The organism is Brachybacterium fresconis (assembly GCF_017876515.1).
Taxonomy (GTDB): Bacteria; Actinomycetota; Actinomycetes; order Actinomycetales; family Dermabacteraceae; genus Brachybacterium; species Brachybacterium fresconis.
The window spans coordinates 339,978-358,045 of the sequence record NZ_JAGIOC010000001.1; the positions used below are offsets into that span (position 1 = coordinate 339,978).

Annotated in this window: 19 protein-coding genes; 7 read left to right on the forward strand and 12 right to left on the reverse strand. The window is 67.2% G+C overall.

Features of this window, described 5'->3' with window-relative positions:
- Positions 1-18: 18 nt before the first annotated feature.
- A complete protein-coding gene (locus tag JOF44_RS01500; protein ID WP_209886471.1) occupies positions 19-255 on the reverse strand; it encodes an SHOCT domain-containing protein in 237 nt (78 codons plus the stop codon).
- Between the two features lie 163 nt (positions 256-418).
- On the opposite strand from JOF44_RS01500, the gene JOF44_RS01505 reads away from it, so the two are divergent.
- Positions 419-1,132, forward strand: coding sequence for a response regulator transcription factor (locus tag JOF44_RS01505; protein WP_245348814.1), 714 nt, complete (start codon positions 419-421; stop codon positions 1,130-1,132).
- Between the two features lie 67 nt (positions 1,133-1,199).
- Positions 1,200-2,276 (forward strand): sensor histidine kinase, encoded by a 1,077-nt coding sequence (locus JOF44_RS01510; RefSeq protein WP_209895590.1) that lies wholly within the window; start codon positions 1,200-1,202, stop codon positions 2,274-2,276.
- Positions 2,277-2,295: 19 nt separating this feature from the next.
- Here the strand turns inward: JOF44_RS01510 and JOF44_RS01515 are convergent, their stop codons facing one another.
- From JOF44_RS01515 to JOF44_RS01535, 5 genes are all read right to left on the reverse strand, one after another.
- Positions 2,296-3,063: a cytochrome c biogenesis CcdA family protein gene (locus JOF44_RS01515; protein WP_209886474.1), complete on the reverse strand. Its 768-nt coding sequence runs from the start codon at positions 3,061-3,063 to the stop codon at positions 2,296-2,298.
- A complete protein-coding gene (locus tag JOF44_RS01520) occupies positions 3,063-3,683 on the reverse strand; it encodes a TlpA family protein disulfide reductase (protein WP_377785321.1) in 621 nt (206 codons plus the stop codon). Before JOF44_RS01520 ends, JOF44_RS01515 begins: the two co-directional genes overlap by 1 nt.
- A gap of 38 nt (positions 3,684-3,721) precedes the next feature.
- Positions 3,722-4,375, reverse strand: a complete 654-nt coding sequence (locus tag JOF44_RS01525; protein WP_245348815.1) for a CueP family metal-binding protein — start codon at positions 4,373-4,375, stop codon at positions 3,722-3,724.
- A complete protein-coding gene (locus JOF44_RS01530) occupies positions 4,375-4,905 on the reverse strand; it encodes a YdhK family protein (RefSeq protein WP_209895594.1) in 531 nt (176 codons plus the stop codon). Before JOF44_RS01530 ends, JOF44_RS01525 begins: the two co-directional genes overlap by 1 nt.
- Before the next feature lie 82 nt (positions 4,906-4,987).
- Positions 4,988-6,244 carry an IS256 family transposase gene (locus JOF44_RS01535; RefSeq protein ID WP_209886477.1) on the reverse strand — a complete coding sequence of 419 codons (1,257 nt, stop codon included), beginning with the start codon at positions 6,242-6,244 and terminating at the stop codon, positions 4,988-4,990.
- 377 nt (positions 6,245-6,621) lie between these two features.
- Here JOF44_RS01535 and JOF44_RS01540 point away from each other — a divergent pair, with 377 nt between their 5' ends.
- Positions 6,622-7,032, forward strand: coding sequence for a four-helix bundle copper-binding protein (locus tag JOF44_RS01540; RefSeq protein WP_209886479.1), 411 nt, complete (start codon positions 6,622-6,624; stop codon positions 7,030-7,032).
- Positions 7,033-7,108: 76 nt separating this feature from the next.
- Here JOF44_RS01540 and JOF44_RS01545 read toward each other — a convergent pair whose 3' ends face one another.
- The 6 genes from JOF44_RS01545 to JOF44_RS01570 all read right to left on the reverse strand — a co-directional run bounded on the left by JOF44_RS01545 (position 7,109) and on the right by JOF44_RS01570 (position 12,909).
- Complete coding sequence (locus JOF44_RS01545; protein ID WP_209886482.1) at positions 7,109-7,939, reverse strand: C40 family peptidase; 831 nt, start codon at positions 7,937-7,939, stop codon at positions 7,109-7,111.
- Positions 7,940-8,331: 392 nt separating this feature from the next.
- Entirely contained in the window at positions 8,332-8,649 is a 318-nt protein-coding gene (locus tag JOF44_RS01550) for a histone-like nucleoid-structuring protein Lsr2 (RefSeq protein ID WP_010534546.1), read from the reverse strand.
- 76 nt (positions 8,650-8,725) lie between these two features.
- Positions 8,726-9,718 carry a hypothetical protein gene (locus tag JOF44_RS01555; protein ID WP_209886486.1) on the reverse strand — a complete coding sequence of 331 codons (993 nt, stop codon included), beginning with the start codon at positions 9,716-9,718 and terminating at the stop codon, positions 8,726-8,728.
- Positions 9,715-10,167 carry a hypothetical protein gene (locus JOF44_RS01560; RefSeq protein ID WP_209886489.1) on the reverse strand — a complete coding sequence of 151 codons (453 nt, stop codon included), beginning with the start codon at positions 10,165-10,167 and terminating at the stop codon, positions 9,715-9,717. Before JOF44_RS01560 ends, JOF44_RS01555 begins: the two co-directional genes overlap by 4 nt.
- Complete coding sequence (locus JOF44_RS01565) at positions 10,160-11,107, reverse strand: hypothetical protein (protein ID WP_209886492.1); 948 nt, start codon at positions 11,105-11,107, stop codon at positions 10,160-10,162. The genes JOF44_RS01560 and JOF44_RS01565 overlap by 8 nt, the downstream gene beginning before the upstream one ends.
- Positions 11,092-12,909, reverse strand: coding sequence for a nucleotide-binding protein (locus tag JOF44_RS01570; protein ID WP_209886493.1), 1,818 nt, complete (start codon positions 12,907-12,909; stop codon positions 11,092-11,094). Before JOF44_RS01570 ends, JOF44_RS01565 begins: the two co-directional genes overlap by 16 nt.
- 77 nt (positions 12,910-12,986) lie before the next feature.
- Here JOF44_RS01570 and JOF44_RS01575 point away from each other — a divergent pair, with 77 nt between their 5' ends.
- The 4 genes from JOF44_RS01575 (at position 12,987) to istB (ending at position 17,932) form a co-directional block, all read left to right on the forward strand.
- Entirely contained in the window at positions 12,987-13,715 is a 729-nt protein-coding gene (locus JOF44_RS01575) for a hypothetical protein (RefSeq protein WP_209886496.1), read from the forward strand.
- A 487-nt stretch (positions 13,716-14,202) separates the two neighbouring features.
- The gene (locus JOF44_RS01580; RefSeq protein ID WP_209886499.1) at positions 14,203-15,237 is read left to right on the forward strand and encodes an IS30 family transposase; all 1,035 of its coding nucleotides are present in this window, start codon (positions 14,203-14,205) and stop codon (positions 15,235-15,237) included.
- 341 nt (positions 15,238-15,578) lie between these two features.
- A complete protein-coding gene (gene istA / locus JOF44_RS01585; protein WP_209886501.1) occupies positions 15,579-17,153 on the forward strand; it encodes an IS21 family transposase in 1,575 nt (524 codons plus the stop codon).
- Positions 17,150-17,932 (forward strand): IS21-like element helper ATPase IstB, encoded by a 783-nt coding sequence (gene istB / locus JOF44_RS01590; protein ID WP_209886504.1) that lies wholly within the window; start codon positions 17,150-17,152, stop codon positions 17,930-17,932. Before istA ends, istB begins: the two co-directional genes overlap by 4 nt.
- Positions 17,933-18,068 lie beyond the last annotated feature (136 nt).

The following is an 18,068-nucleotide window of genomic DNA, read 5'->3' on the forward strand; positions in this document are numbered from 1 at the left end:
CTAGAGCGAGGGGTGGTGTCATGGCCGAAAGGCGTCCAAGACCAGCCGTCGTCGTTGCTCGAACTCATCGGCCGTGATCTCTCCTCGAGCCAGGCGCAGCGAGAGTTCCCCGATCGCCTCGTTCTCGTCCCGAGCGCGTCGGGGGCGCCCGGGCAACACGGTGCGTGCCAGCAGCAGCGCCGAGGCCCAGAGGAGGGCGAGCAGACCGGCGACGATCACCCATACCAGCCACGACATCGCATCGGTAGGCATCATCGAGGGTCTCCTTGGTGGGTCGAGTTCGTACGCGACGTGGTCCCCACCAGGTTCCCCGGGGCGGGCGAAGTTCTCGTCGAGAGTTCCTCAAGATCTGGTCCAGATAGTCCGCCTGCACCTCTGTAGACGCGCGATCTCCAGGAACGAAGACCAGACTGGAGCCATGAGGAATGAAACGGATCGAGCAGCAGCGATGGTTCTCGTTGTCGAGGACGAAGCCGCGCTGTCGGATGTGGTCCAGGCGTATCTGGTGAAGGCCGGCCACGCGACTGCGAGCGCGCGGAACGGGCCGGAAGCGGTGGAGATGGCCCATGCCTTGTCGCCGGACGTGATCATCCTCGACCTCGGCCTGCCTGGGCTCGACGGTCTAGAGGTGATGCGCAGGATCCGCGCCTTCTCCGACTGCTACGTGCTGATCACGACGGCACGGTCAGAGGAGGTGGATCGCCTGGTGGGCCTGTCGGTGGGCGCGGACGACTACCTCACCAAACCGTTCAGCGTGCGTGAGCTCGTCGCCCGAGTTCAGACCGTACTGCGCAGGCCCCGCGCCGAATCCGGGACGGCGTCTTCGGACACCGTGCGCACGTACGGAGAGCTCGAGATCGACACGGCTGCCCAGGAGGTGCGCCTCGCCGGCCTGCCACTCCCGCTGACCCCCACTGAGAGAGGACTTCTGATGACCCTGGCGCTCAGTCCTGGCCAGGCCTTCAGTCGCCGACAGCTGATGGAGGCCGTCTGGGGCGACAGCTGGATCGGGGATGACCATCTCGTCGACGTGCACATCGCCAACCTCCGACGAAAGCTCGACGAGACGGCTGAAACTGCACGGTTCGTCACCACGGTGCGCGGTATCGGATACCGGATGGGAAAGGGATGAGCTCGTGACTGCACCGGGTACATCTGTGCGAACGGTTCGCGGCGGCACCAGCTTGGCCTCGCGCCTGATGATCGGCCAACTCATCGTGCTGCTCGCCGGCGCACTCACCATCACGGCGCTGACGGTGATCATCGGGCCCGCCGTCTTCCACTACCACCTGCTCCAGACCGACCTCCCCGTGGGCAGCGCCGAACTCGTCCACATCGAACGCGCCTACCGCGACGCACTCGCCCTCGCCCTCGGCGTCGGACTGGTGGTCTCCCTCCTGGCCGCGGGACTGGTCACCTGGAACTTGGCACGACGACTCCGCCAGACGCTTCACGGCCTCACCTCGGCTGTCGATAAACTGGCCCGCGGCCACTACTCCACGCGCGTGCCCTCCGTCGGAGCCGGGACCGAGCTGGACTCGCTGGCCGCCACGCTCAACGACATGGCAGCACGCCTGGATGCCGTCGAAGAGAGCCGACGCCAACTGCTCTCCGACCTCGCCCATGAGCTGCGCACTCCGATCGCCGCCCTCTCGGCGCATCACGAGGCGATGGCCGATGGTGTCATCGAACCCGAGATGGCCATGCCCATCCTCGCCAGCCAGACCATGCGCCTGTCGCGGTTGGCTGACGACATCAGTGAAGTGTCTCGTGCCGAGGAGGGCCAGCTCCCGGTGGAGCTGCGCCCCCTCGCCGTCGATCACCTGCTGGAGTCGATACTCCGGGAGTGGGAGGAGCGGTTCGAGACGGCCGGGGTGGCATTGCGACGAGAAATGGCCCTGCGCCACTCTGCGACGATTCACGCAGATCCCGACCGCCTCGCTCAAGTGCTCGGGAACCTACTGAGCAATGCTCTGCGGCACACGTCACCCAGAGGCACAGTCACGGTCTCGTCGGCCACCCACGGCAGCACGGTGGAGATCGCGGTAACGGATGACGGCGAGGGGTTCACCAATGAGGACAGCTCACGCCTGTTCGAACGGTTCTTCCGCGCCGACAGCTCCCGCACCCGTGAGAACTCCGGATCGGGTATCGGCCTGACGATCAGTCGAGCCCTGATCGATGCGCACGGCGGGACCATGGCCGCAGCCAGTGAGGGCCCCGGACAGGGAGCCACATTCACCATCCGGCTTCCCCGAGCGACCGCAGGCCGCTGAGCCCGCCGCACTGCACCCCTCAGACGATCGTGGTGAAGTTGCCGATCCGTACCTGCAGCAGTGCCATCCACTGCTCCCACACGCCGGTGACCAGCAGGAGTCCGATGGCGATGAGCACGCAGCCACCGATGATCTGCAGCATGCGGCGATGCCGGGACAGCACTTTGGAGATGCCGAGGGCGCGCCGGAACACGAGGGCGAAGAGGATGAACGGAACCCCAAGCCCGATCGCATAGCCGAAAGCCAGGAGCGCGCCGCGGCTCGCGGAGGCCTCACCGAGGCTGAGTGCGGCGACCGCGGCGAACGTCGGTCCGATGCACGGGGTCCAGGAGAAGCCGAACGTGATCCCGAGCAGGGGTGCGCCGGCGAGTCCGGCATCGGGGCGCTTCCGGATCCGTTTCTCACCGGAGAGACGGGGGAAGATTCCCACGAACACCAGGCCCATGAGGATGACCAGCACCCCGGCGATCCGATTGATCGCGCTCATGTACTGGACCATCAATGACCCGAGGGCGCCGACGAATCCGCCGATGACCAGGAACACCGCAGTGAATCCGGCCACGAACAGCACCGCTCCGGCGACCAGGCGCCACGGACGCTCCCCAGGATCGCTGGTGCGGCGCGGTCCGGCGTTGTCTCCGGTGAGGCCGGTGATGTATCCAAGGTAGCCAGGGACCACCGGGAGTACGCACGGGGAGAGAAACGCGACCAGACCGGCAACTGTCGACAGGAGCAGGGCTGCGGCCAGGGGTCCACTCAACACGGTGGTGGCGAAGAGTTCACCCATCAGGCGGCCTCCGCCAGCACGGTCTCCAGGAGACTCTCGAGGGTGCTCTGATCGGCAGCGCCCGTGATCCGGGCGGCTACTCGTCCTTCAGCATCGAGGATCAATGTCGTGGGGACGGCGTTGGGCGAGACGCTGCCGTCCATGGACGCGATCACGACCCCGTCGGGGTCCGGGATCGAGGGATAGGTGATGCCGAAGGTCTCCTCGAACGCGGCGGCCGGTCCGGCCTTGTCGCGGGTGTTCACTCCCACGAACTCCACCCCCTGGGCGCCATATTCGCTATGCACTGCCTTCAACGCTGGACCTTCGACCCGGCACGGTGGACACGAGGCGTACCAGACGTTGATCACCAACGGTGCACCGCGCAGCGCCGTGGAGTCGAAGTCGTCTGCGCTGTACGTCGTTCCCCGGATCTCCAGAGGAGCGGCGCGTCCCTCCGGGGGGATCTCGACGACAACACCATCACCGGAGACATACCCGGCGTTCGCCTCACTCGCCGCATCCGAGGAACCGCTGCACGCCGCAAGAAAGGGAGCAAGGACGAGCAGACCGCCGCCCAGTCGGAGCGTGGTCCGCCGACTCGGGCCGGGCCGAGCCCCGCTCCGCACGACTGGGTCGATGACGGGGCGTCGAAGTGCGGTGCGGATGCTTCGTCGGCTCACGTCAGCTGGAGACTGGTCAGACAGGTCAGATCATCCTCCGCCTGGGTCGAGATGGACGCGCCCCCCGCGTAGTCCTCGAGGGTGCACGTGAGCTCCGCGGTGATCCCGCGCGGCAGCCAGAAACCGAGGAACCCGTTGTCATGTGTGGTGCGAGTGCCCTCCTCGAGGATCTCGCCCGAGCTGCTGTCGACCACGCTCGCGGAGATCTCGCGGCTGCGCAGCTCCCCGCGGCACGTCGTCAGACTGTGGAACGCGCACTCGTGCGTGGTCTCCACGAACGGGGCCACCGACAGATAGAACTGATCCTGCGGAAGGGGGAGCTCGGCCTCGCGCCCTGCATCGTCTCGGAGCTGGAGGGACGTCGCAGTGACGCTGGCGATCAGGTTCTGTGGTCGCTCGGCCACCGGGAGCGCCTCGAGACGGTCGATGATCTCGTGCGCGTCCGCGTCGGCGAAGCCATGTTCCCGGAGCAGCTCCTGATCACCCGTGACGGATGCGGGCTCGGACCCGCCGGTCCCGCAACCGGCGACCACGAGCGGGAACAGGACGGCACCGATCACGAGCGATCGCCGGGGCAGCCGCACGGTACGACGACGGGGCCCACCCCCGGAGGAGGCGCGCGGGCCTCGAAGGTACGACGGGGTGGTCATCACGCAGGCTCGATCTCGCTCTCGACGACCCACTTGTGGTTCGTCATCATCATCCCGTCGGCCTCGTAGTCGACCATGTACACGGTCTCCTCGGTGGCACTGTCGATGGTGGCTTCAGCGCCCTCCATGCCCGTCATGTGGTCGGCGGTGATGACCACTTCGGTGCCCTCCGCCAGCGGTGCGTCGCCCGGGTTCTCGAGCTCCTCGTGAACGACCCATTTGTGGTCGGTGACCGGCTCGCCGCCATCGGTCGGGGTGAAGCTGACCGAGTAGGTCGTGGTGTCGAAGGCACCGGAGATCGTCGCCGTCGCCCCCTCCATGCCCTCCATGTGGTCCGCCGTGAGTGTCACTTCCGTGCCGACCGGGAACTCGGGATCCTCCGCGGGCACCATCCCCTCAGGCGCTGGGCCGCCATCCATCGGGTGCTCCATGCCCCCGTTGCCACCACCATCGGACGCCTCCGATGCCTCGGACCCACCCGATGTCTGACCGTCGTCAGACCCGTTGTCGGTGCATCCGGCAAACACAATCGCACCGGTGAAGACGACGGCCGCGGGTCAAGTCCTGGGTAGTGGTGTAGCGGTGTTTTCCTTCGATGTTCCGGGGTAGGGGTCAGGCGGTGAGGGTGTCCGGGTGGTCTGTGGGGGTTACCTCCTGGTGGTCGGGGCTGGTGGTGACCAGGAGGAGCTGGGAGCGGCGGAGGACGTCGAGGCCGAGGTAGCGGCGTCCCTCTAACCATTCGTCGGTCTGCTCGGCCAGGACCGCGCCGACGAGCCGGGTGACTGCGGCGCGGTTGGGGAAGATGCTGACCGCGTCGGTGCGGCGGCGGATCTCGCGGTTCAGTCGCTCTTGGGGGTTGTTCGACCAGATCTGACGCCAGATCTCTTTGGGGAAGCTGGTGAAGGCCAGCAGGTCCTCCCGGGCTCCGGCGAGGTGGTCGGCGAGGTCGGGCCAGCGTTCGCTGGTCTGTTCCAGCAGCCGGTCGAACTGAGCGTTGACCGAGGCCGCGTCGGGCTGGTCATAGACCGCATGCAGCCCGGCCTTCACTGCTGGCCACGCCGTCTTCGGGCACGCGCTCATCAGGTTCGCGGCGTAGTGGGTGCGGCACCGCTGCCAGCTCGTGCCGGGCAGGTTCGCCGCGATCGCCTCGGTGAGCCCGCGGTGGGCATCGCTGGTCACCAGACGCACTCCCGTGAGGCCGCGGGCGACGAGGTCGGCGAAGAACGTGTTCCACGCCGCCGCGGTCTCGCTGGTGGCGACCTGCATGCCCAGGCATTCGCGGTGGCCGTCGTTGTTGACGCCGGTGGCGACCAGCACCACCGCGCCTATGACGCGTCCGCCCTCGCGGACCTTCATCGACAGCGCGTCGGCGGCCACGAAGGTGAACGGCCCCGACTCGTCCAGGGGCCGGTGGCGGAACGCTTTGACCTGCTCATCCAGCTCGGCTGCCATCCGGGAGACCTGCGACTTCGAGAGCCCGTCGATGCCCAAAGTCTTGACGAGCTTGTCCATCCGGCGGGTGGAGACGCCGGCGAGGTAGCAGTCCGCGATCACGGTGATCAGCGCGGCCTCGGCGCGCTTGCGGCGCTCGAGCAGCCAATGCGGGAAATAGGTGCCCGAGCGGAGCTTGGGCACGGCCACGTCGAGGGTACCGACGCGGGTGTCGAGCTCGCGGTGGCGGTACCCGTTGCGCTGGGTGGTGCGGTCCGGGGCGGGGCGACCGTACTCGGCGCCGGCGACCAGGTCGGCGTCCGCGGACAGCAGCATGTTGATCGTGTTCTGCAGCAGATCACGCATCAGATCGGGCGACGCCTCGGACAGGGCGTGACTGAGCAGGCCAGCAGGGTCGACAATATGAGGAGCGGTCATCGTGATGACTCCGTTCGAGTGAGAAGTAGAGAGCTTTCTCGAAGGATCACACGGTGGCCGCGTCCACGTCGGAAACGTTCACGCGGCCACCGCGCTACACCACTATGCGGGACTCAACTCGGCCGCGAGGCGACCGAAAGAACGACGAGAACGCATAATCTCTCCTAGTCAGAGGACACTTTGCACCAGCCTATGCGCCCCAGGTCAAGGTCTCCTCAAGGTCAGATCTTCACTTCTTGAGCACCGCGCTGACCAGTCGGCCCGCATTGCCTCCGAACGTACGGTCTACTCGCTTCCGTCCTACGGGGCGCCCTGGCTATCGTCGTCGAGGCGGGCTGGTATCCGCCGGGCCGTTCGGAACGAGAAGGAGCAGGACCATGACCCATCACGTCGCATCAATGCTTCAGACCTACCCGAAGGACCTCGGCACCATCGACCAGCAGAAGCTCGCCGCATGCATCGAGGCCTGCTTCGAGTGCGCCCAGACCTGCACAGCCTGCGCGGACGCCTGCTTGGCCGAGGACATGGTGGCGGAGTTGACCCAGTGCATCCGCCGGAACCAGGACTGCGCCGACGTCTGCGAAGCCACCGGACGCGTCCTGTCCCGTCAGACCGGGAAGAACGTCGCCCTCAACCGTGCCCTGCTCGAGGCATGTCAGACGGCGTGCCGGTCCTGCGCCGAGGAGTGCGAGAAGCACGCCGGCATGCACGAGCACTGCAAGGTCTGCGCGGACGCCTGTCGTCGCTGCGAGCAGGCCTGCGCCGAAATGCTGGCCTCGATCAGCTGACGACGCTGCGTCTACACGCAGAGGGAGCCCCAACCGTTGGTCGGGGCTCCCTCTGCGCTGGCGTTGTGGCGTGCGGTCAGCGGAAGGTGACGAAGGTCGGCGAACCCCAGATGGTCCGCTCCGTGACGGCACCCGGGCTGCGTCCCGCGTCGATGACCGTGTCGCCACCGGCGTAGATGCCGAGGTGGCCGGGCCACACCACGAGGTCACCGGGCTGGGCCTCGGACTTGGAGATCGTGGTGCCGGCCGCGACCTGCTGCGACGAGGTACGGGGCAGGTCGATACCGGCCTGCTTGTACGCGTAGGAGCTCAGGCCCGAGCAGTCGAAGCTGACGCCCGGCTTGGAGGTCCCCCACGAGTAGGAGGCCCCGATCTGGCTGCGCGCGGCGTCGACGATCGCCTGCTGCGAGTTCGTCGCGGAGTTCGAGGGGGCGGGAGCAGAGGTTCCACCGCCCGAGGTCGATGCGCCGCCGTTCAGTGCGCCGCGCGTCTCGGGGCCCACGATGCCGTCGATCTTCAGGCCATGCGAGCGCTGGAAGTCCTTCACGGCCCCATGGGTGAGCTTGCCGAACTTTCCGTCGACGGACAGCGAGGCACCGTGTTCGTTCAGTGCCGTCTGGAGCTGCTCGACCGACGAGCCCTGCGATCCCCACCGCAGCTTCTCGGCCGTGGAGACGGACGTCGCGTGTGCCGGGGCCGGCGCCGCCGGCGCAGCAGCCTGTGCAGAAATGGCAGGTGCGGCGGGCGACGCGGCGGGGGCGGCCTGAGCCGGGCCCGCGGCGAAAGCGGATCCGAGGAGGACCGTGCCGAGGACAGCGGCACCGCCGGTGCCCCGCAACGCGCGGCCAGCGGTCCCGACAGGCGTGACTGCTCGGCCGAAGGCGCGGTGGGTGTTGTTATGGGCCATGTTTCTACTCCGTAGGTTTCCCTCCTCGAGACGGGAGGGAGTCGATGACTTCGTCAGTGCCGCAGCGACGGCAGAGCGACCAGTGAAGCGCCAGCTCATTTCGTGGGCAGTGAAACCAACGTACGGGCTGGTTCGGCGGTTCTACGGAGGCATGGGGTGCCCTGCTTGAAGATTTTACCGCGGCTTTGCGCACGCTCTCCTGATACCCCCGGAGGGTAGGCCGGGCCTTTACCTGTACGGTCGAAAGGATGGCGCGAGAGATCGAACGCATTCTCAAGATTGTCTTAAGGCAGCGCTGCACTCATCAGCGGACCCGTGCTGCAAGATGTGCGCGGACGCACCACGGCCCGGCACCATCCAGGTGTGCCGGGCCGAGTGAGGACAGTGCGGAGTCAGTTCGCCTTGGCGTAGGCCTCACGGACATCGGCGCGAATGCGACCCCGCTCCGAGACCTCGTAACCGTTCGCGACCGCCCACTGGCGGATCTTCGCGGCGTCGCCGCCGGTGCTGGCACCGGTGCCGCGCTGCGCACGACCACCAGTGCGCCGCGCCATAACGGTCCACTTCTCCATCTCGGAGCGCAGCTGACGAGTGTTGTCCTCGTTCAGGTCGATCTCGTACGAGACGCCGTCCAGCCCAAACGTCACCGTGTTCGTTGCATCCGAACCATCGATATCGTCAACGAGCAGAACCTGGGTCTTGCGAGCCATTGTGACCTCCAGTGATTAGAGTGATTGCGCGGACAGTGTAGGCACACTTCCCTTGAGGAGTCGTGCATATTGGCGTTCAGTCGGCGTTTCGGTAGTCCGCGAACTGTCGGCGAGAGATCGCGAGGATTTCATTGAGATGTGATCCGATCTCGCGGCGGCTGGCCGGCTCAGTCACGCCGAGCTCTGCGACCAGCTCCTTTCGCGTAGGGAACTCTCCCTCGCAGTGATGCGCGAAGAACACCCGCGCCACGCTCGCCATAGGGACCGGCTGACGCTTCGGCGCGCGAAGACGCGTAGCCTCTCGTTCGGCGTCTCTCCGCGCGCATTCGGCCACGATCGACCGAATCCGTGCAGTGCGCTCAGACGCCCCCTCATCCGGTACATCCGTCCAGGCCAGACGATCCTCACCGAACAGAGACGGATCCTCCAACGGGATCGACCTAAGGCTGCCGAGACCCCGGATCGTGATCAGGACGGACTGCCGCGCGGCGTCCTTTCGAGTCGCGTACATGCGGGTGTTGTGGAAGTCGACGAGTTCGGCATCGGAGGGGGTGCGTGCATGCTCGGCCTCGAACAGTTCACGGGAACGTTTCACCATCTTCGCCCGACGATCGTGAGAGCTGTCGCCCGGGACCCCGGCAGTTCCGTTCAGTAGACCTTTTCGTCGGTCTTCACGGATCCAGTACCGCGTCTCCGCTTCCAGGATCGTCGGCAGGTTTCGTGAGTAGTTGAACACACTGCTGGTCCCGGGCCCGGACTTCGCCCTCCACCGAGTTTCGAGCATTCTCATCAGCGCATCTCCGAAATAGGAGAGGACCAGATCCTTGTCGTGGTAGTCCAGACGCGAGATATGCTGCGCCCTCTTCAGGACCCGCGCAATTTCGCTTTCATGTGTGTACAAAAATTCATCGAGAAGGACGCGCTTCTCGACCCGGTTCCGGGCGTGGAGTATCTGGCACATCTCGGCCTTCCACGGCGTCTCGAGCGTGTCCCGATCGCAATCGCAGCGACGATGATGATCAGCCCGCCGGCGGAGCCTCGCAGTCGTGTTCAGCAGCAGCGCGGTCATCGTGCGTCCTCCCTGGGAAGCGGGGCGGCGGCGAAAGGGAAACCTGGCCACACGGTCAGGTCCTGGGCCTCCTGGATCAGGCCGTGGGAGATGAACGCATCCAGCACCGCCAGCAGGCGCCGTCCGCGGGCCTGCTCGTCGAGGACGTAGGCGAGGGTGACGTGTCCGGTCGCAGTGCGGGACTCGGTGGCCTCGAGGATGTGCAGCATCTGGGCGATGACTGCGCGGGCGCGTGCGGCGCCGATCCCCGGGCCGGCGGTGATGATCTGGTCCAGGCGCAGACGCAGCAGCGGCTTCTCGCCCGATGCCGCGGCGGCGACGATGGCTTCCCACGGGGTGACGGTGCCATCGGTGATCAGTTGCAGGAGTTCTCCGCGGGCCGCGTTGGCGACACGCCGCTCGGTAAGGAGCAGGGTCATGTCGATCTCGTCGGTGGGGTGCTCAGACATCTCGGGCCTCGAAGACGGTGCGGACGGCGGTGGATTCGAGTGATGGGGCGACCGTCAGGGCACGGATCGCGCGCGTCGTGGATACCCGGTCGGAGGGGTGGAGGTCGTTGTAGCGGGAGATGATCTGCTCGAGGCCGGCGCCGATGCCGAGCGACCGGGCGACGCGCCGGACCCGGGGACCGACCTGGGGATCGCCGACGGCGACGCGCACCTGGTCGGCGAGATCGCGGCGGATCTGGGTGCTGAGGTAGCGGATCGGATCGACGTTCCGAGTGGTCGCCGGGTCCAGGCAGCGGTCCAGAGAGCGCAGGATGCGACTGTCCGGGCCCGACGAGCCGTAGACGACGTGGGTGACGACGAGGTCGAGCTGCTGATCATCCAACAACCGACCCGCGGCCTCGTGATCCTCGACGCCGGTGATCTCCCGGCAGATCGAGTCTGCGACGTGGTGGACGCACTCGTGGGCAAACCGCTCGAGGTGGGTGAGCATCGTCCACCGCGCGAGCTCACCGTGCTCGATGAACTCATCGAGCAGTCGCGTCGCCTCGTACGCGGACAGCAAGGGTGCCCGGTGCGTCGGCCACATCGCGCCCGTGGGCCGACCGAGCTCACCGTGGCCCTCTGCGAGGTCGATGGCACCGTCCAGGTGGATACCGGCGGCGTCCACGCTCCAGCCCGCCGCGACCGAGTCCACTCGGGCTGGGTCGGCGGCGCGCAGGGCCCCGTCCCGCCAGGCGATGGTTGCCGGCAGGGTGCCGGTCCGGTTGGCCTTGTGGCCGCCGACGCCCCGGGCTGGACGGATCCACATGGTCGGCGGCAAGGCGTGCAGCCGCACTCGGTGGCGGGGCCGCGCCTGCTCTTTCGCGCAGCGTGCCCAGATCATCTGATCCAGCAGTGTGCACAGCTGCGCGGAGGTGGCGTAGTTCATCGGCGCAGCCACCGCTTCCACCACGGGAGCCCAGAGCGCACCGTTCCCGGGTCGCGCAGGTCGAACTCCGGATCGCCCGTGACGGCGAGGAGGACGTCCATGACGACGCCGTACAGGGTGGGGACCGCGTAGGGGATGCGCCGGGCGACGAGGTCGTCGTAGATGCGGTCGTCGTAGTGGATCGAGCCCTTCCACGACGAGTCCTTGCCCAGCAGCTGCGGCAGCTTGCCGTAGTCGGTGATCGACGGTCGGACCTTGTTCGCGATCGACATCATCCGCGTCGCTTCGGCGCAGTGCTGACGAAGCGACTCCATCGCCACGAGCAGGTTCTCCACGCCCGGTGTGGTCAGCTCGCAGATCCCGACCCCGTAGCCACCGCGGGCCAGTAGCGGCGCAATGACCCGGTCGATCACTCCGGTCGAGTCCAGGCCTTCGGTGATCTGGGTGTCGATGATGACCAGGTCGAACCGGCCACGCGCGATCTGGAGGACCTCGATGTAGTGCTCGGCCGTGACCGTAGCGATCTCCGTACCGATGTCGTCGCTGCCCTTGACCGGGCGGGGCGCCTGGACGAACGAGAACGCGAGGTGATCGCCGCGGCCTTGCCGTGCCTGGTTCAACTGCTCGGGGGAGAGGATCGCCGAGGCGAGGTCACCGATCATGACGGCGTCGTAGATCGAAGGGAGGTCCGTGGTCCGTACCCGCAGGTACAGGCCGAGATCGCCCTGAGCACGGTTCGCGTCGATCAGGCACACCGACTTGCCTCCGATTTCGGCGGCCGCCTGCGCAATTGCCAGCGCGAGGGTGGACTTGCCCTCCCCGCCCTTCCCGGAAAAGCAGGCGATCACTTCGGCGGGGGCGGTGCTGCGCCGGCTGCGTCTGGTGGCACTGGCCTTGGTGACGTCATCCAGTGCGGTATCGGCATCGACCTCGCCCTCGACGCCCGGCCTTTCGAGACTGTCGGAGAGATCGTCGAAGAGCTCGTCATCCAGAGGGTCGAGCTGCGGATCCGGATCGGTGATCGGTGCCGAGTCGGTGTCGGCGGCGAAGGTCGGCAGGGCGATCCGACGCCTGCCCGGAAACACCGGCACGCTCTCATCCAGTTCCGACTCGACCCGGGGACTGCGCGAGCCTTGCTGCGGGGTGGGGGAGTGGAACCCGTCGAACTCCTCCTCATCGTCCGCTTCCGAGCCGTCCGACAGCGCTGCCGCGGGCTCGGGATCGTCGGCGGAATCCTCGAGCCAGTCCGTCAGCGCCGACTGCGCTGCGGCGCGTTTGGTGATGGGCGCAGACTCTGCGAGGGGCGGCGCCGGGTGCGCGGCATCGTCGTCCTCATCGTTCAGCCAGTCCTCGACGGGCTCGACAGGCGCCCGATCAGACGAGCCGGGCTCGGTCGTGGTGGAGTCGTTGCCCTGCTGCCTGACTGCGGGCGTCTCGGGCAGAGGCTGGGGGATCGTGCCGTCGGCCTCGACGCGGATGCCCTGCAGCGCCGGGTCAAGATCGTGGAAGCCGAGTGCTCCGAGATACTCGCCCAGGCTCGACGCCATCGGGATCGAACTACGCGTCTCTCCAAGGATCGGGTCCGCCCCGCGCACGATCACCACCGGGGCCGTTTCGGGCAGGCGGGAAATCAGCTGCTCGAGCCCGATCTGCTTGTGATCCTCGACCAGCACCGGCAACGCCGAAGTGGCCGCCGCCTCACGGATGCGCCGAGAGACCTCGGGGAACCCGTCGCCGGAAACGACCTCGAACCCGAAGCTCGCCAACGCGTCTCGCACATGGGGCAGTCCGATGACTGCGAGTGAGTTGCTCATACTGGTTATATGCCACGGTGCACCGAATCAAGTGCACGAGACTTCGTTCCTGCAGGCAGACATGGAACGATGACCTGATGCAGTTCGAGCGGACGACGGGCGGAATTATGGAGATCACACGCGAGGAAGCAACCTCGCGCCGGCGCACATTCGCCCAGTGGGCCGCCGCCGCGCACGACCCCCTCGTGCCCATGACGACCCGCGTCGACATAGACCGCCGCTTCCGCGAATGGACCCGCCGTACCCCCACCTTCACCATCGCGTGGGCCACCGGCGTGACGGCCACGATCCTGGATACCTTGCCGCCGTCGGACCCCTGGCGGAACCCGCACCCGGGCTTCGGCACCTTCCGCGACGGCAGCGACGTGACCTTCGTGCCCGAGGATGAGGACGAATGGGATCGCGAACGGCTGCTGCTGGACATCAACCTCATCGCCATCGCCGACCCCATGCCGCCCGGCGCTGCCCGGGTCATGGCCGCCTGTGCGGCTAGTAGCGAAGACGGCCAGTTCACCCTCACCGAGCTCCGCAAAGGGACTGAGTCCCGCCGCGACGCCGTCATCGCCGACATCGCCCAGTCGATCGTCCTATGGTCGCTGTGGCGCCGACGCAGCTACTGCGGCAACGACGACGAGTTCCCGCTGTCGATGATGTACGGCTGGCTCTCCTACGCCTCCGCCGTCGAAGATGGACGCCCCGTGCCCCACGAGATCATCGACCCCGACATCTTCACCGCCGCGCTCACCGACGAGGACTATCGCGCCACCGCTGCCCCCGAGGAAGAGGCGGATCGCGACAACTCGTGAAAGCCGTCGTCCGCGCGTAGCGCGCTTCAGCAATCTCCGTCGTAGCCCGAACATCAATCGCTCGGCAGTCCCGACGTCTGCCGACGTCTACTTGCCCGAGGTCAGGAAGGTAGTAGACGGTGCACGCCGACACGGGCTCCTTCCGGGCACCCGTTGGAGACCCGTTCGAGCACTCTCAACTGTCAGTGGCTGGCCCCGATTCGTCATGCAGACAGTGTCTCGCCTTCGCGCCGGAGATGCGCGGCCGAGCTCTTACTTCTCGGGGAGTTCTAGAACCGACCGAAGCACAGAATCCAGGTCTACGGGCTCGGCGATCTCGATGGTGAGGTCACCGTCGAAAACGTGGTCGTAGCCGCGTGCGGTGATCTCCCAAGTGCCATGGACAGGCGATGCAGAAGCGTCTGTCCAGAGGAGTAGGACGAGGGTGGTGTCATAGCGTCGTAGCAACACTCCCGGTCGGTGGGGGCTCGAGGCGAGGAGGCCTGGGATGGTGCGGCGGCGGCTCACGTTCGCGGAGCGGATGGAGATCTCGACGGGATCGAAGGCCGGGTGGGGAGTCCGTCGAATCGCTTCTCACCTGGGTAGATGCCCGTCAGTGGTCTCCAGGGAGATGCGACGGAACTCGACGAAGACACGTGGCTACCAAGCCGTGACCGCGGACGTGAAAGCGCAACGCCAGCGTTCGCGTCCACAGGTCCGGAAGGTTGCGAAGGATCCGGTGCTCGAGGCCAGGGTGAACGCCGACCTCGCGGCGTCGTGGACGCCAAACGAGATCGCGGGTCGCTTGCGTCTGGAGGCCGCAGACCCGACCGTTGACCGCATGGCGAACTCTCCCGACGCTCAGGGCCGCACCGTCAGCGGAGAAGCGATCTACCAGTACATCTACGCGATCCCCCGCGGGGAACTCGCCAAGCGCGGGATCTTTCTGCAGTCCAAGCGGACCAAGCGCCGGCCCCGCACCACCGGCCGGACCAGGGGCGGGCCGATCGTGGGGATGGTCCCGATCGCGGAACGGGGCGAGGACGCCGCGAAGCGGCGGGTGCCGGGGCACTGGGAGGGCGACCTGATCATCGGGAAGAACGGCAGCTCGTGCGCCGCGACCCTGGTGGAACGGATGAGCGGGTTCACCGGCCTGCTCGCCCTACCCTCCAAACACGCCGAGGGCACGGCGGACGCGGTCATCGAGTACTTCACCGAGCTACCCCGGATGATGCAGTCCTCGCTGGCGTGGGACCAGGGCTCCGAGATGGCGCAGCACGCGAAGGTCTCCCTGGCCACGGACATGCCAGTCTACTTCGCCGACCCCCACTCGCCCTGGCAGCGGCCGTCCAACGAGAACACGAACCGGCTCTACCGGGAGTACCTCCCCAAGGGCACCGTGATCCCCGACCACCAGCCCTACCTCACCACCATCGCCGAAGAGATCAACAACCGACCCCGACGCCGACTCGGCTTCCTGACACCGACAGAATCCTTCGCCCGACTACTTGCCGGCGAACCCCATGTTGCTTCCACGCTTTGACACCACCCCCCCCCCACACGGCCTGCGGTAACCAGCCGCCCTTCTCGCGATTAATCAACGTCCCCGATCAGTACATCTAGGTGTGATGTCCAGGGACGTTGTTGCGTGACTCGCGGGTGATTTGCTGACGGGCGAAGGCCTCCTGTTGCGAGAGTGGAGCTGTCTATGCTAGCGGACATGTCAGTCTCCCTTTAGGCGGACACGGACTTCCCTGCTGACGGACAGTTGATCTCCCTGTCTGTGGCGATGGGGTCGGGGTCGTGTCGGTCCCGAGATGCGCGTCCCTCCGGGGTTTGCTCGAGGTCTTCGACCACCACGAGCAGGTTCCACCGGAGGGACGCATGAAGAAGTCTGACAGGGAGATCATGGAGATTCTGGAAGCGTTCGACGCGACGGGAAGTGCGCACTCGGCCGCGCCGCTGGCGGGGGTGGATGCGAAGACAGTGCGGCGCTACGTCGCCGCCCGTGACGCTGGAGCCCCGGTGACGGGGCCGGGCCGGCGGCCACGGATGCTCGATGGGTTCTTACCCAAGATCGAGGAATGGGTCGACCGGTCCAGCGGCAAGGTCCGCGCCGATGTGGTCCACGAGCGGCTGGTCTCGCTGGGGTTCGAGGGCACCGAGCGAACCACCCGGCGGGCGGTCGCGCGGGTCAAGGCGGCGTGGCGGGCCGGACGTCAGCGCACGTATCGGCCCTGGATCACCGAGCCGGGCTTGTGGTTGCAGTTCGACTGGGGCGAGGGCCCGAAGGTCCCCGGCCCGGACGGGACGCTGCGGCGGACGTGGCTGTTCTGCGCCTGGCTGGCCTTTTCGAGGTTCCGGGTCGTGATCCCGGTCTGGGACCAGACCTTGCCGACGCTGATCACGTGCCTGGACGCGACGCTACGGCGTCTGGGCGGGGTGCCGACCTATGTGCTGACCGACAATCCCAAGACCGTCTCGATCGATCACGTGGCCGGGGTGCCGGTCCGCCACCCGCAGATCGTCGAGGTCGGTCGCCACTACGGCATGGGCGTCCATACCTGTGTCCCGTTCGATCCGGAGTCCAAGGGCGGGACCGAATCGACGGTGAAGATCGCCAAGGCCGACGTGGTGCCCACCGACGCGAACCTGCGCTCCGACTACGCCTCGTTCGCCGAGCTCGAGGCCGCCTGCGAGGCATTCATGGGGAAGGTCAATCAGCGCCGCCACCGGGAGTCCGCCCGGATCCCCGCCGAGGCGCTGGCCGAGGAGCGTGCCCGGTTGCATGTGCTGCCGTCTGCTCCGCACACGATGGCGCTGGGCCAGACCCGGATGGTCAATACCGATCAGACGGTGCGGTTCGGGTCGGTGCGCTACTCCACGCCGCCGGGCCTGGTCGGGGCCGAGGTCTGGGTCCGTGCGGCTGGGATGGAGCTGGTGGTCATCGCAGACCTCGACGCCCTGCCACGAGTCCCAGACTGGGCCGGCGGGCGGAGCGGGCTGGTCGAGGTCGCCCGCCACCAGCTCTCGACTCCGGGGACCCCGCGGATCGACCTGTCCCACTATCCCGACCACCCCCAGGACCCCGCCGGCGCGCCACGCCTACTGCGGCCGCGGGCCCGCAACAGCGCCGAGCGCGACTTCCTGGCCCTCGGGGACGGGGCGCAGGCCTGGCTGATCGAAGCCTCCGCGGCCGGGACGGTGCGGATCCGAGCCAAGATGGCCGCCGCTGTTGAACTCGCCGCCCTGGTCGGCACCGAGGCCGTCGATGCCGCGCTGGGAATCGCCGCAGCGGCAGGGCGCTTCGCCGAGGGCGACCTCGCCACGATCGTTGACCACCACGCCAGCGGTGCCACTGCCGCCGACCTCGTGATCGCCGACGAGACCTACTCCATCCAGCCCGGCACCACCAGCTGGGCCGGGTTCACCACCACCCGCAAGGAGCACACCCGATGACCGCCACCACGACGATGCTCGCGCCGCCGTTGCCCGAGGATCTCACCGCAGTTCTGAAGCGCATGCGCATGCCCTATCTGCGAGCTGCGGCCCCGGACGTGCTGGCCACCGCGAAGTCCCAGCGCTGGGACCCCACCGAGGTCCTTCGCGTGCTACTCGCTGAGGAGGTCCGAGGCAGGGACGCGGCCACGAAAGCGATGCGCCGCAAGAGCGCCGGACTGCCGGCCGGCAAGACCTTCGAGACCTGGCGCGAGAAAGATTCCTCGATTCCTGCCCCGACCCAGTCGGCCCTGGCCACCCTGGAATGGATCCACCGCGCCGAGAACCTCGCCATCAGCGGACCCTCCGGGACCGGGAAGACACACTTCGTCGAGGCCCTCGCCCACCAGGTGATCGATGCCGGTATGCGGGTCTCCTGGTTCACCCTGGAGTCGCTGACCGCCGCGATCGGACGGGCCAGCGTGGACGGCTCCATCAGCAAGGTCATCGCCCGCATCGCCCGCGCCGACCTGATCGTCGTCGACGACATCGGCATGCTGCCCTCAGGGCAGGCTGCCGCCGAGGCCTTCTACCGACTCGTCGACGCGACCTACGAGCGCAGGAGCCTGGCCGTGACCAGCAATCTTCATCCCTCCGGTTTCGACAGCTTCATGCCCAAGACCCTCGCCACCGCGGCCGTGGACCGCCTCCTGCACCACGCCCACGTCATCACCACCGAGGGCACCTCGATGCGCCTGGCCGAAGCCACCGCCGGACACGGCGTCGTCCCACTGACCTAATCAGCCGGGAGATCAACTGACCGCGGACAGCGAGATGAACTGTCCGCGGACAGGGAGATCTGCTGACCGCCCACAGGGACATCCCGCTGACCGTTGACAGTCTAGGAACCGCTTCACGCACACAGGAGGCCTTCTC